The 14,104-nt window shown below is 57.3% G+C and carries 13 protein-coding genes; 8 read left to right on the top strand and 5 right to left on the bottom strand.

Annotated elements, in window-relative coordinates:
* Positions 1-75 precede the first annotated feature (75 nt).
* From gatC to B150_RS22280, 5 genes are all read left to right on the top strand, one after another.
* Entirely contained in the window at positions 76-366 is a 291-nt protein-coding gene (gene gatC / locus B150_RS0108110; protein WP_020399408.1) for an Asp-tRNA(Asn)/Glu-tRNA(Gln) amidotransferase subunit GatC, read from the top strand.
* A gap of 9 nt (positions 367-375) precedes the next feature.
* The gene (gene gatA, locus B150_RS0108105) at positions 376-1,857 is read left to right on the top strand and encodes an Asp-tRNA(Asn)/Glu-tRNA(Gln) amidotransferase subunit GatA (protein WP_020399407.1); all 1,482 of its coding nucleotides are present in this window, start codon (positions 376-378) and stop codon (positions 1,855-1,857) included.
* A 5-nt stretch (positions 1,858-1,862) separates the two neighbouring features.
* Positions 1,863-3,350, top strand: coding sequence for an Asp-tRNA(Asn)/Glu-tRNA(Gln) amidotransferase subunit GatB (gatB, locus tag B150_RS0108100; RefSeq protein ID WP_020399406.1), 1,488 nt, complete (start codon positions 1,863-1,865; stop codon positions 3,348-3,350).
* Between the two features lie 121 nt (positions 3,351-3,471).
* Positions 3,472-3,936: a hypothetical protein gene (locus B150_RS0108095; RefSeq protein WP_020399405.1), complete on the top strand. Its 465-nt coding sequence runs from the start codon at positions 3,472-3,474 to the stop codon at positions 3,934-3,936.
* 302 nt (positions 3,937-4,238) lie between these two features.
* Positions 4,239-5,567 carry a glycine zipper 2TM domain-containing protein gene (locus tag B150_RS22280; protein WP_155859982.1) on the top strand — a complete coding sequence of 443 codons (1,329 nt, stop codon included), beginning with the start codon at positions 4,239-4,241 and terminating at the stop codon, positions 5,565-5,567.
* 163 nt (positions 5,568-5,730) lie between these two features.
* Here the strand turns inward: B150_RS22280 and B150_RS20195 are convergent, their stop codons facing one another.
* Positions 5,731-6,315: a glycine zipper domain-containing protein gene (locus tag B150_RS20195; RefSeq protein WP_155859981.1), complete on the bottom strand. Its 585-nt coding sequence runs from the start codon at positions 6,313-6,315 to the stop codon at positions 5,731-5,733.
* A 230-nt stretch (positions 6,316-6,545) separates the two neighbouring features.
* Here B150_RS20195 and B150_RS20190 point away from each other — a divergent pair, with 230 nt between their 5' ends.
* The 3 genes from B150_RS20190 (at position 6,546) to B150_RS0108070 (ending at position 9,061) form a co-directional block, all read left to right on the top strand.
* Positions 6,546-7,724 (top strand): sensor histidine kinase, encoded by a 1,179-nt coding sequence (locus B150_RS20190; protein ID WP_020399403.1) that lies wholly within the window; start codon positions 6,546-6,548, stop codon positions 7,722-7,724.
* Positions 7,725-7,937: 213 nt separating this feature from the next.
* The gene (locus B150_RS0108075) at positions 7,938-8,216 is read left to right on the top strand and encodes an SEL1-like repeat protein (protein ID WP_020399402.1); all 279 of its coding nucleotides are present in this window, start codon (positions 7,938-7,940) and stop codon (positions 8,214-8,216) included.
* 74 nt (positions 8,217-8,290) lie between these two features.
* A complete protein-coding gene (locus tag B150_RS0108070) occupies positions 8,291-9,061 on the top strand; it encodes an SDR family NAD(P)-dependent oxidoreductase (RefSeq protein WP_202899797.1) in 771 nt (256 codons plus the stop codon).
* A gap of 79 nt (positions 9,062-9,140) precedes the next feature.
* Here the strand turns inward: B150_RS0108070 and B150_RS0108065 are convergent, their stop codons facing one another.
* From B150_RS0108065 to B150_RS22275, 4 genes are all read right to left on the bottom strand, one after another.
* Positions 9,141-11,822: a zinc-dependent metalloprotease gene (locus B150_RS0108065; protein ID WP_020399400.1), complete on the bottom strand. Its 2,682-nt coding sequence runs from the start codon at positions 11,820-11,822 to the stop codon at positions 9,141-9,143.
* Positions 11,823-12,010: 188 nt separating this feature from the next.
* Complete coding sequence (locus B150_RS0108060; RefSeq protein ID WP_020399399.1) at positions 12,011-12,352, bottom strand: hypothetical protein; 342 nt, start codon at positions 12,350-12,352, stop codon at positions 12,011-12,013.
* Positions 12,353-12,420: 68 nt separating this feature from the next.
* Entirely contained in the window at positions 12,421-12,936 is a 516-nt protein-coding gene (locus B150_RS0108055) for a DUF6702 family protein (protein WP_020399398.1), read from the bottom strand.
* A gap of 13 nt (positions 12,937-12,949) precedes the next feature.
* A complete protein-coding gene (locus B150_RS22275) occupies positions 12,950-14,101 on the bottom strand; it encodes a sensor domain-containing diguanylate cyclase (RefSeq protein WP_081611367.1) in 1,152 nt (383 codons plus the stop codon).
* Between the last annotated feature and the right edge of the window lie 3 nt (positions 14,102-14,104).

Here is a 14,104-nt window from a genome sequence, read left to right as displayed (position 1 = left end):
TGCCGTACGCGTGTTCAGGCGCTAAGTTCCGCGCAGAATTCAACGGTTTTTCCTGACAGTTCATAGGGAATTTTCATGTCGAACATTGACAAGGCGACCGTGGCTAAGATTGCCCGGCTTGCACGCATTAAAATTGAGGACGAAAAGCTGGAGCCGCTTGCCGGTGAGCTCAACAACATCCTTGGCTGGGTGGAGCAGCTTGACGAAGTAAACACCGACAATATCGAGCCGATGTCGAGCGTGGTGGATGCCAAGCTCCGCTGGCGCGCCGATGAGGTAACCGACGGCGACAAGCAGCAAAGTGTGCTCAAGAATGCGCCGCGCGGTGAATACGGCTTCTTCGCCGTCCCCAAAGTGATCGAGTAGGACTGGCCAATGACTGACCTGACGAAACTCAAGATCGCGGAAGCGCGCGATCTGCTGAAAAAGGGCGATATTTCTGCCCGCGAACTGACGGAAGCGTACATCAGCGCGGTGGAAGCTGCCGACGCGCTCAATGCCTATGTCGCCAAAACGCCGGAGATGGCGCTTGAAATGGCAGACAAGGCCGACGCTATGATCAAGGCGGGCGGGCAAAAAGGCATGACCGGTATTCCGGTTGGCATCAAGGACCTGTTCGCGACCAAAGGTGTGCACACGCAGGCGTGCTCGCACATTCTTGACGGTTTCAAGCCGGAATATGAAAGCACGGTTTCCCAGAAGCTTTGGGATGACGGCGCTGTCATGCTCGGCAAGCTCAATATGGACGAGTTTGCCATGGGCTCCTCTAACGAGACGAGCTACTACGGCCCGGTGAAAAACCCGTGGCGCGCAAAGGGCTCCAACAATGACTTCGTGCCGGGCGGTTCCTCGGGCGGTTCGGTGGCGTCTGTCGCCGGTTACTGCGCGATGGGTGCAACGGCATCTGACACGGGTGGTTCGATCCGCCAGCCTGCTGCCTTCACCGGCACTTTTGGTATCAAGCCGACCTACGGGCGTTGTTCGCGCTACGGCATGGTGGCCTTTGCCTCAAGCCTTGACCAGGCTGGCACCATCACCCGCGACGTGCGTGACGGCGCGATCATGCTTGAAAGCATCTCGGGCTTTGACGCGAAGGACAGCACCTCCGTTGACCTGCCGGTGCCGAACTTTGAAGCGGCGCTGACGGGCGATATCCGCGGCATGAAAATCGGTATCCCGCAGGAATATCACCTCGCTGGCATGCCGGCTGAGATCGAAGCGCTGTGGCATCAGGGTATCGAGTGGATGAAAGCTGCGGGTGCTGAGGTTGTCGACATCAACCTGCCGCACACCAAATACGCACTGCCGACCTATTATATCGTGGCACCGGCTGAGGCTTCCTCGAACCTCGCGCGCTATGACGGCGTTCGTTATGGCCTGCGTGAGACGGTTGAAGGCGGTGGCCTTGTCGACATGTATGAAGCGACCCGCGCCGCCGGTTTCGGTGACGAAGTGAAGCGCCGCATCATGATCGGCACCTATGTGCTGTCGGCTGGCTACTATGACGCCTATTACCTCAAGGCGCAGAAGGTGCGGAAACTTATCTCCGACGACTTCAAGCGTGCATTCGAGAAAGTGGACGCGATCCTGACACCGACAGCACCAAGCGCGGCTTTCGCCTTCGGTGAAAAGTCGGACGACCCGATCGCCATGTACCTCAATGACGTGTTTACCGTGCCGGCGTCGCTTGCCGGTATTCCGGGCTCGAGCGTGCCTGCGGGCCTCGACGCAAACGGTCTGCCGCTTGGCCTCCAGATCCTCGGCAAGGCGTGGGACGAAGAAACAGTATTGAAAGTATCGGGTGTGATCGAGGAAGCCGCAGGCTTCACGGCGAAACCTGAAGAGTGGTGGAGGTAAGCGTCATGGGTAAATATATCGTACAAGGCGCAACCGGTGATTTTGAAATCGTGCTCGGGCTTGAAGTCCACGCGCAGGTGATCTCGAACGCGAAGCTCTTCTCGGGCGCGGCGACTGAATTCGGTGCGGAGCCGAACGCGCAAGTCAGCCTCGTAGACGCGGCCATGCCCGGCATGCTGCCGACAATCAACGCTGAGTGTATCCGCCAGGCGGTGCGTACGGGCCTCGCGCTTGGTGCGCAGATCAACAAATTCTCGGTGTTTGACCGCAAGAACTATTTCTACGCTGACCTGCCGCAAGGCTACCAGATCAGCCAGTTCAAGCATCCGATTGTGGGTGAGGGCACGGTAACGCTCGACCTCGCAGACGGCTCGACCAAGGAAGTCGGTATCGAGCGTATCCACCTTGAGCAGGATGCGGGCAAATCGATGCACGACCAGCATCCGCAATATACCTATGTGGACCTGAACCGCTCTGGTGTGGCGCTGATGGAAATCGTCTCCAAGCCGGATATGCGCAGCCCCGAGGAAGCCGGTGCTTACCTCACCAAGCTTCGCACCATCCTGCGCTATATCGGCAGTTGCGACGGCAACATGGAGCAGGGCAGCATGCGCGCCGACGTGAACGTGTCCGTGCGTCGCCCGGGCGAGCCTTTTGGCACGCGCTGCGAGATCAAGAACGTGAACTCGATCCGTTTCGTGCGTCAGGCGATTGAATATGAAGCGCAGCGTCAGGTCGATATCATCGAGGCTGGCGGCAAGGTAGACCAGGAAACGCGCCTGTTTGACCCGAACAAGGGCGAAACACGCTCGATGCGTTCCAAGGAAGAAGCGCACGATTACCGCTACTTCCCGGACCCCGACCTGCTGCCGGTTGAGTTTGACGACGCCTTCATTGAAGCTGCCCGCGCAAGCCTGCCGGAACTGCCTGACCACAAGAAAGCCCGCTTCGTTGAGGAACTTGGCCTGCCGGACTATAACGCCAGCGTGCTGGTGGCCGAGAAAGAGTCGTGCGACTATTTCGAGGACCTGATCGCAGCCCTCGCGAAGAAAGTTGGCAAGGACGTCAAGGACGTGGCCGCCAAGGCATCGAACTGGGTCACAGGTGACCTCTTTGGTGCGCTCAACAAGGCAGGCAAGTCCGTGACCGAAAGCCCGGTATCGGCGGCACAAGGCGCTGATCTGCTGGCACTCATTGAGGACGGCACCATCTCCGGCCGCATCGCCAAGGACGTGTTCGAGATCATGTTCGAGACCGGCAAGGACGCAGACGTGATCGTTGAGGAAAAAGGCCTCAAGCAGGTGTCCGACACTGGCGAGATCGAAAAGATCATCGATGAAGTGATCGCGGCAAACCCGGGCCAGCTCGAACAATACCGCGCCGGCAAGGACAAACTGATCGGCTTCTTCGTTGGCCAAGTGATGAAGGCAACGGGCGGCAAGGCCAACCCGGGCCTCGTCAACCAGCTCCTGAAGCCGAAGCTGGACGGCTAGGCATCCGGTACAAAATACAGATTATGAGGCCCGCTTTGGCGGGCCTTTTCTTTTTCAGCTTCCTTGCCGTATTTCTGCCGCGACTGTGCTATAATGGTCAGGTGGATAAGGAGCGAAAACCGTGAACACCATGAACATTGCGATCGTCTCAGCCTGCCTGTTAGCTGCAAGTCCTGTGCTTGCAGAGGACGCTGCGCCGGGTTTTGAGGATGCACAGCGCCTTTGTGACGCTGAACGGTGCTCGCTCTTCACGTCGCTACCGGCGGCAGCACCAGAGGGGCTCGTGCCCCTCAGCATGCGTGCTGAAAGAAGCTACCGCACGTCAGGTGACGGCATAAGCCTTGTTGACGTGGGCCTCGGTGGTCTCGCAGGGTCCCTTATTGGTGACGAAATCGGCGGCCCAGCGGAAGCGGTGGTGTTTGGCCTTCTGGGTGCCGGGCTTGCGCTTGGTGGTGTTGGCAAAGACATCGACGAAGAGGAAGCCCGCCGCCGCGATGAAGCATGGCGGCGCGGTGATGACATGGTCTACAACCCCGCGCACCCGCTGCCGTTCAACGCACACTGGCTTGGCTCCCGCAAGAAATAAGCTGCCGAGTTACGCTAATCCGCTGTTATTGCGTGTATTTTCGGGTCTTGTGTGCCTCGGGCGCGAATCTGGAATAATTTGCCACAATTTTGCCTTTTCAGGTTATCATCTTAAAACTGATGATGGATGCAGATGCACCTGCGCCGGGAAGAGCCACAAGAGCTCGCCACAGTATGGCCGGTTAAGGTGAGATGGGGGAATGTGCTGGACCTTGGAAAATATTTCCAAAATTTCGCAAATCAGGTTCATGCACCGTTCAGTTTCAGCCCGCTAAGATTTCTGCAATGATAACGGAGGTTGAAATGCTGAGAAAATCTCTACTCCTACTGACGACAGCGATGCTGATCGTGCCGAGCACGGCATCATTTGCAGACCGAGACAAGAAAGAAGATCGCCGCGAACGTGCGCGCCAGGAAGCGCCCTCGCGACCGCAGGCTAAACAGCAGCGTGCGCCGCGTAACGAAGCGCGCCCGCAGCGTGCTGACCGCCGCGATGTTGCCGCACAGTCCGGCAAATACCGTAATAATGACCGCCGTGACGTGTCGCAGCGCAGTAACACGCCGCGTAATGTGTCGCGGGCAGAGCGGCCACGCAACGTGGAGCGCGCGCAGGACCGCACGCGCACGAACCGTAATAAAGAATTCAACCATACACGGCCAATGCCGGTGCGTGACCGGGACACCACGTCTCGTGTGAACCGTGACGTACGGCGTGACCAGTCACGCGATGTGCGCAACGTTCGTCGCACCACTGATACGTCACGTGTTGCGCGCAACAGCACGCGTCCGGTTGACCGGCGCGATGTGATGGGCAGCAACGCCTTCAATACGGACTATAAGCGCCGCACCAATAGTGTGCCGACAAGCTATGGCAACCGTAATGACCGCAACGTGAGCTACGACGACCATCGTCGTGGCGGTAACGATCATCGTGGCGGGCGGGATGGTCATCGCGGTCGCGACCATGACCGTGGCCGCAACGATCACCGCTATGATCACCGTGACCGTCGTGACCATGGCTATCGCGGTCGCAGCCGGACAAATGTCTATATCGGTTTTGGTACCTATCCCTATGGCTACTGGGGTCGCCACAACTATTATGGTCACTATAGCTACGGTGACTGGCCGTTCTATTCCGGCTACTGGCATGCGCGTGCGCATTGGGCCTGGAACGGGCACCACAGCCACTATCACTATGGCGGCTATTGCCCGGGCCTGAGCCATGGCTACACCACCAACTATTATTATAACGAGCCTACCTACCACACGACCTATTCGTCCTCGAATTCGGGGAACGAGGTGGCTGGCACCATCCTTGGTGGCGTAATCGGCGGTATCCTTGGCTCGGAAATCGATGGTGGCCGTAACCGTACGGCAGGCATTGTTGTCGGTTCGCTTCTGGGCGCGACGGTGGGTAACTCAATCGCCCGCAGCAACAGCAGGACGGTGTCCAGCTACCGCTACAGCGCGGACGACAACTATTACTACAACGATGTAGATGCCGACGCCTATCGTTACGAGAACGAAACATACTCAGCACCGTCAGGTGCCGAGGTTCGCAAATGTATCGAATACGATGTACGGGCTGGCAACTATGTCTGCCGCCGCTGGATCGTCGAATACGCCAATTAAAGCGTGCAGGTTTAGAAGTCACATCAAGGCGACCTTTCGGTCGCCTTTTTGTTTGGCTGTGCAGGGTGGTGGGCTACTCGCGCGGTACCGGCCATAAGAAAAACGGCTGGAAAACCAGCCGTTTTGTCAATGTTAGGAACGCTAAGCAAAGAGGGCGAGTGAATCAGTTTCCCTTGGGTTCAATCACGTCATCTTCGTCAAAAGGCTCCATCGGCGGTACGTCCCGGTAGCGCGTGTCGCGGCTGCTGGTTTCCACGCCGCGATTGTCTTCATAGGCGCTGTGATCCAGGATCACGCGGCTGCGGTCGCGGGCAAAAACCACAACAACCGGCGTACCGTCTGCAAACGGATGACGGTCTTCCTGTACGATCGAGATCAACGCCCCGCTTTCGGTGCGGATAAGATATTCAAAGCCACTCGATTTGCTGGAAGACTTGTCGACGCTGTTACCAATAAGGCCACCGAGCAGCGCACCACCGATGGCGCCGATGATGTTCTCTGCGCCGCTGTTGCCGACAGTGGAACCAGCAGCCGCGCCAACGCCCACGCCGACCGCGGTGCCCACACCGCTATTTTCGCCACGGATTTCGACCCAGCGGTAACTTTCAACCACACCGCGCTCAACACGGCGGGCCTCACCGACGGCACGGCCTTCATAGGAATGGGGTGACATATTCTGGCTGCATGCCGTTGTCATCAGGGCAAGTGGCAGCGCTAGGGCTACCAGTCTGGATTTTGTTTTCATCATGCTTTTCAGCTCCTCGCTGGCCTCATTCCCCAGTTTTGGACGGGAAAGCGGCAGTTTGAAGGCGGTTTGGTACTTTGCGTGCACTATGACACATGCGGCTGAATAGGCGATGAACAGGGGCAAGGCCCGCCCGGCAGATAGTGTTTTCTTTTTCTTGAGCGTGCTCAGGCTTTGTCATGAGGCCGTAACGAATTCCCGGCATCTTGACTGCTAGTCTAGGAAGAGCCTGTATGAGTAAGCCTTATATCATATCCATGCCCATAATCCCGGTGCCGCCACATGCCACATGTGGTGAGGTTTATGAGCGTTTCCATACAGATCCTGATCTCGTTGCCATCCCTGTTGTGACCGGGGACAAGCCTGTTGGCCTTCTCAAGCGCATCGATTTCCTCATTCGCCTTGCGGACCGCTATGGCCGCCCCCTTTATGAAAATCGGCCTGTCGCCCAAATCATGGACGCCAACCCGCTGATTATTGAAAACAATGTCGCGCTCGACCAGCTCAACCGCGCGCTGGTGGGTGAGAACAAGGACAGCCTGCAGGCAGGCTTTATTGTGGTGGAGGATGGTGTTTATGTTGGCATCGGCACAGCTTATACGCTCCTCAAAGTAAATATGGAACGTGCCGAGCGGCGGATGAAGGACCTTGAGGTCGCGCGCATGGAGGCTGAAGCCGCGACACGTGCCCGTACCCAGTTCCTCGCGAACATGAGCCATGAGCTGCGTACACCGCTGAATGCCATCATCGGCTTTGCGGAGTTTATCATGTCCGAAGATGTGCGTGGCCGGGATATCCGCGACCATCGTGGCTATATCTCCGACATTCGTGATAGCGGCAAACATCTGCTGAGCATGATCAACTCGATCCTCGATCTCTCCAAGCTCGAAGCCAGCGCTTTTGTTCTGAGGGAGGATTACGAGTCCCCGCGGGAGATCACAGGGCAGGTGGTGCGTATGATGGAAGGCATGGCCAAAGCGCGGGGTATTGTGATCGAGCATAAGTCCGGCGGGCATCATTTCGACCTGCATGCCGATATTCAGGTGGTCAAACAGGTGCTGATCAACCTGATCTCGAATGCGATCAAATTCTCGCCCAACGGTTCTGTCGTGAGAGTCTATGACCGGCTGAACCGGGACGGATGTATCGAATTCCAGATCGCGGACAGTGGTCCGGGCATGACGCCGGATGTAATGAAACGTGTGATGCAGCCTTTTGTACAGGCGGATACGGGCCTTGCCCGCAAGCATGACGGCACAGGGCTTGGCTTGCCGCTGGTGAAAGCCTTCATGGATGCCCATGGCGGTGCGTTCACGCTCACGAGCACGGTTGGCGTAGGCACAACGGCCCAGGTTGTCTTCCCCGCAGGCCGCGCGATCGAACATCAAACCGCGCTCTACGCCACTATCTGACCTATGCTCCTTATAAATGCACCCCATGGGTGCGCTTGTTGTTCCGGTTCGCCGATTTTTTTGATATGCTCAATTCATAAAGCGCGCCCATGAGAGGCGACGCGACTATAAAGTCCGCCATATAACAACATCCTGCCTGCCTCGGGTTACGGTCTCTACCGTGACAGGGAATGCGCTTGTTTGCGCGCCCGAAAAATGGACGGAGCACTCAAAATGGGTCAAAAGGACAGAGATTTATATGACTATGTGACCGAGCGATTGGCCAAGGCTGAAGCGGGCGCTGCTGACGCTTTCTATGACCTTGGGCTTCTGTATTCAACCGGCCACGGCGTGGACCAGGATTTTGTGCAGGCGCACAAATGGTTCAACCTCGCCGCTATCCGGGGTCTTCGCCGCGCGGCTGTTGACCGCTGCGAACTGGCCAAAGACATGGACACATTGCAAATCGCCGAAGCACAGCGCCAGGCACGTGAATGGTTGAATACCCACTAGGGCCTCTCATGTCGCGAGCCTGTAGCCAAGTCTGATCCACTCGTTATACTGACGCCAAATCAGGGAGTGTCAGTATGTCCAGTCTTACAATGAATCTAGAAAACCAGACTATTCTTGTGACCGGTGCCTCGCGCGGCATTGGGGCGGCGACTGCGCGTGCGCTACTCATGGCTGGTGCCAATGTTATTGGCTCCTATGCGCGGGCGCCGGGCGAGCTTGATGCCTTGGCAAGTGAATATGGGGCAGGCAGGCTACTGGCCGTTCAGTCCGACCTTGGGGAGGCGGGTGCCGCGGATGCGCTCTGGCATCAGGCACTGGCGTTCAAGGGCGATATCACAGGCCTCGTCAACAATGCCGGGGTAATGCCCGACACGCCGCTTGATAGCGCGGACAGCAAATGGGCGGCGGATTGGGCCCATATCATGGCTGTGAACGTTCAGGCCGTGGCGGACCTGTGTCGTCGCGCGATCCTGCATTTCGAGAGCCGAGGCGGGCAGGGTCGCATTGTCACCATCGCCAGCCGGGCAGCCTTCCGCGGTGATGGGCCTGACTATATGCATTATGCCGCTAGCAAGGGGGCTGTTGTCTCGCTCATGCGCTCTATTGCGCGGGCCTATGCACGGCAAGGCATCTACGCTTTCCTAATCGCGCCCGGTTGGGTGAAGACCGATATGGCTGCCGTCGCCTACGAGCCGGGTAACGAATGGATGCTGGATGAAATCCCGACAGGGGAGGCCGCACCGCCTGAGAATATTGCCAACATGTCGGCCTTCCTGCTCTCGGGTCTGTGCGATCATTCCACAGGCGCAACGTTTGATATCAATGGTGCCAGCTACGTGCGCTAACGCTGCACACAAAGCGCACACCTGTTGCACACACAAAAACGGCGGCCGAGGCCGCCGTTTCTTATTATATTTTAAATCTTTAGCCCTTGTTTACTTCCAAGGCCTTGTCGATCAGGTAGGCGATATGGTCACGGTGTGCGCGGGTTGCCGCGTCACCACGCCAGCGCGCCATGTCTCCCCGAAGTTCCTTCAGGTTCGCATAGGCGTTTGACTGCGCGATATAGTCATGGTCCGTTCCATTCAGGATCTTGATCAGTGCGTTCACATACATCACCTGCAGTTCCTGCCGGAAGCTGTTGACCGTGCCCCGGCTGTCATCCTGGAAGATGGCTGCTGTCAGGTCGCCCATCATCTCTGTCAGGGTATAGCTGTTGCCGTAAAGCGCGCTGTCGGTGATACGCATCATGGTAACAGGGTGCAGCAGGTGATTGAGGATATCCGCCTGAATGGCAGCGGCGCGGCCATGCACCTTCGGGTCCTCAGTGCCTGCGAAGTGGAAGAAACCACGACGCTGGATCGCAAGCGACTGCAGCAGCGACGCATCAGCCGCAAAAGCATCGGGCGCGAATATATAGTCGCGCAGCAGCTTCATGGCCTGGCGCTGTTTGTCTTCCGGTACAGGGCGGTAGGGCGCCTTGGCGCCGCCCTGTCCTTGTACCGCGCGGTCAACATAGATACCGCCAATGTAGCGGGATGCTACACGGCCTTGCCATGCCATATCGGCGGTCAGGATCAGGTAGGCGTTGCGCAGTTCCTGATAGCTGTCGCCATTCGCGGCGAACTTCTGGCGAAGTTTGCCAAGGGCTTCCTGCTCAAGCTTCAGGCGGTCTTCCGCGAACTGAACGGCATCGTCGGTCATGTCGTAGATGTTCACGCTGGGGTCGATACCCTTGCCGGCGGTGCGCATGTCATCCGCGTCGTTACCAAACGCCAGTGCCTTCTCGGTCGAGCGCGCAAGGTGCGCTTCCCGTTTCACAGGGTCGTCAAGCTCGGGATCGTAACCGAACTGGATGGCCCAGATGTCATAGTCGCCGGGACGCACGGTGTAATAGTGCGCCTGCTTTTCGCCGGGAGGGGCAAAGTTGATGCTGGGGTAGTCCATGACAGACCCCGCAAGGCCATTGCCTTGCTTGGAGATGTCATAGGCTTCCTTGTAGGCGCGTGCCTGCGTGGCCTTCATGTTGTGGTTGAGGCCAAGTGTATGCCCCACTTCGTGCAGCATCAGGTAGTAGATCGATTCTTCCACCAGTTTCTCGCTGGCTTGCGGGCCGACAGACAGCACAGAGCTCAGCGTTTTACCCACAAGGTTGTTGAGCTGCAGATGGCCCGCCATGTTACAGTTGCGCTCATGCGCGCGCAGGCGTTCCATGAAGGATGCTGTTTCCTTGTCTGCAGCTTTCTGCGCTTCAAGGCCGAGGGCCGCGCTCTCGAACACTTTGGACGCGTTCATGCGGTTGGTGAGAAACGTATATTCCAGCATGATGTCGGCACCAAGGATTTGGCCCGTGCGCGGGTTGGTGAAGCTTGGGCCATAGCCGCCGAAGGGCGGCTGCGGGCTTGAGGTCCAGCGCAGCACGTTATAGCGAATGTCGCCCGCGTCCCAATCCGCATCATCAGGCTGTTCCTTGACCACAACAGCATTCTTGAAACCGGCTTCCTCAAAGGCGATGTTCCAGGCTTCAACGGCCTTTTTGATGGTCGGGCGAAGCTCGGTCGGCGTGGTGTTTTCAATCCACCAGACGATGGGCTCTACCGGCTCGGATACCTTCGCGCTCGGGTCTTTCTTGACCAGATGCCAGCGGTTGATCATGTCACGCCACGGGGCCGCGTCGCGGCTCGTCATGTCGTTCACATAATCAAGGAAATAGCCGACACGGGCATCATCGAACCGCGGTTTGAAATCATTTTCCGGCATCGCAACAAAAGTGTGCTGCACCTTTACGGTAACGTTGCGGGCGTCTGTGATGTCAAACCAGTTGCCGTAGTTTTGAGGGCTTGGGTTCGAATAGACATAGTCCACCACCACAGCAGTGTTTTCAGGGTAGTTGTGGATTTCGTCGATCTTGGTTTTGGAAGATGACAGCTTGCCAAGGTTGAAGGATTCCCAAGGCTTCTGGCGCGGGTCTCCACTTGGCTTGACCTGGTCAAAGGTCTCATCCGTGAACAGATCATCGGCCTTGATCAGGTAGCTGTTGCCGTCCTCGGACTTGGCTGCGATCTTGTGCACCGAAATGCTGGAATTGCTGATGTTGGCGTCTGCCGCGCGGGAAATGGCATTATCAGGGTCGAAGTAGAAATAAGGGTTTACCTCGACAAACTCGATCTGATCGAAGTGTTTCTCGATCTTGAACACCTTCTGCTGGCGGTATTGGCCACGGAAATGGCCACCTTCAACAACACCGTCGGCAGTGTGGGAGAAATAGATGAATTCCTTGCCCAACTGGTCGGCGCGCACTTCCATCATCAGGTCGCCTTTTTCAGGGTCCTGATACAGTTTGAAAAGGCCGTCCATCGCGGTTTTGCCTTCAACGAGGTCGGCGATGGTTTTCTCTTTTTTCTTTTTCTTCTTGTCGGATTTGTCCTCGTCCGACGCTTTGTCTTCTTCCGCTTTCGCCTCATCGGGCGCCGCTTCTTCGTCCTGCGTGGCCTGAGCCGGTTTTGCAGGCTTCTCATCCTGTGCATAAACTGGAACGGCGATGGTCATGGCGCTGAGCGCGACCCCCGCAAGTAGTGCCTGAATGCGTTTATTGAGCTCGTTCACCCAGTGTCTCCTGTCGTTGTTATTGTAGCCTTTTGGCCAGCCCCCAGCCTGCACAGCCTGTGACGATCCGCGCAGGAAGGACTGAGTTTCGACCGATCAGGCATGATGTGTCAATGCCGTGCATACCCCCCGGTCGCGGGAGGCACACAGCCTGTCGCAAAGATTGGAATTTTCAGGGAAAACGGCGCCTAGCGTTCGCTTTTGACGGCCTGTTCAAACAATGGCAGGAAAGCCTTGCAACCGCCTTCGGGCTCCTTGGCGCTGGCTGCGGTCATCAGATTCTTGAATTCGATCTGCAGCACAACTTTTTCGTATTCATCTTTTGCGAGCGCGCGCAATTTGCCTTCGCTGCGGCCAATATATTCGTCCACCAGTTCTTCATCGGCTTTGCAGTAGCGGGCGCCGCCAGCCATGCGAGCGCTGTCCTGTGCCACAAGCACGGGATCATCGGCCCAAGCGTGCACTGGTGCTGTGCTCAGGGCCGCGAGAAGTGCAACGGTTGCTGTCAGTGTTGTTTTTGCTTTTGACATGGTCATTCTCTTTGTTGTGCCAGCAAACAATAATGGCGCAGATTGTGGCAAGCAAGTGGTGATCGCGGTTAGAATTCCATCAATACCGGTCCGGTGCCGGAAAGGATTTCACCGGCCTTGCGCACACCGTTCACCTGCGCCATCACGGAATTATTCTGTCCCGGCAGTTCATCAAGGAACAATGCGTTCATGAACTTGATGGATTTGGGTGCCTTGGGCCAATTGGTTTCCATGTAGATGAATACGGTCTGGCCCTGCATCTCCATACCGAGATAATTGATTTCGGCATAGTCGCTGTCCAATTCAAGTGCGGTTTTGCTTGTCACCAAGGGGCCTACAGCCGCTTCAAGCTTGGGGAAATCGTCTTCGTTGAGGAAGGTCAGGCGTTCATTCAGATCAAGCGACAAGTGCGCCTCAAGCTCGTGCGCGTGCATCTGCATCACCAGTTCCACCGAATTGTCGTTCGCGTTCCATTCAATGGAGGTGAAGGTCGCATAGACATTGTGGGCAGTCGCGGCAGCAAAGGGCAGCAGCATAAGGGCGGCAGCCACAAGGGCATGGCGAAGGCGGAGGAGCTGGTGCACTATGAGTATTCCTCTAAACAGACGCATATTCAAAGCCGACCACGCGGTTGCGGCCGTAAGCCTTGGCGCTATAGAGCGCCTGGTCAGCGCGGTCGAGCGCGGGTTCGATGGTCACCTCACGCGGCATCCACTGTGCGACACCGACACTGGCAGTGAAGCGGAACTTTTCGTTGTCACTAACGGTCTGGTGATGCGCTGTGGCGCGGCGAATTTTTTCCGCGAGTGTAATGGTTTCATCCTGATTGAAGCCAGGAAGGATAACCGCAAATTCTTCGCCGCCCATACGGCCAACAAAACCGCGCTCACCCACGGCTTCACTGACAATGTTCGCAAAATCGCGGATGGCCACATCGCCGGCGGCATGGCCATAGGTGTCGTTGATGCGTTTGAAATGGTCGATATCCATCATCACAACCCAGATCTCGGACCCCATGGTCGCGTCCGTCACTGCTTTTTCGCCAAGCGCAGTGAAGCGGCGGCGGTTCAGGAGGCCGGTCAGCGAATCTGTGTTGGCGAGGCGGGTAAGCTCCGCCTGCTTGGCTTCAAGCTCGGCCTTTGCGTGATATAGCTGTTCAGCGAGTTCCGCTGTGCGCGCGGCATCCGCCTCCACCATGGAACGGTGCATCGCGCTGTCACTGTCAGCCAGTTGCATATGGGTGATGTCGCGCAGGATCCAGAGGCGTTCGCCCTTCTTGGGCACGGGGCGCGTTGTGCGCTCAACCGTGCGGCCATCGGCGAGATAAAGCATTTCAGAGAACTGGATATCGGGGGAGGCGAGAACGGCCTCAACCACCTGGTCTGCCTGAGACCGGTCCGTCAGCATACGGTGCCAGTCTTCAAACAGGGTCTTGATATGGGTCGGTTCCTCGTCGAGATCGAAGAGCGTGAAGGCGCTGCGGTTCAGGACGGTGATGCCACCATTGACGCTGGAGACAATCACGGCGTCAGGCAGGGCGTCGGGGTCGATTTTGGCTTTGTGGCCGGGTGTCGCGGCGGCTGCCAACATATTTTCGCGGATCAAAAGGGCCGTAAGGCCACCGGCCATCAAGACAGCGCCGGTAAACAGAATAGAGCCGACAACCGGGCCGTCTGCCACCTTCGTCAATAGAAGAAGGGCGAGAGTCCCAAGTCCCAATCCTACCTTGAGCGTCGCGCGAATAGTCATCGA

It is taken from the genome of Kordiimonas gwangyangensis DSM 19435 = JCM 12864, from assembly GCF_000375545.1.
GTDB classification, from domain to species: Bacteria; Pseudomonadota; Alphaproteobacteria; order Sphingomonadales; family Kordiimonadaceae; genus Kordiimonas; species Kordiimonas gwangyangensis.
Note: the sequence above shows the minus strand (reverse complement) of the source record. Positions and strands in the feature narration are given on the sequence as shown.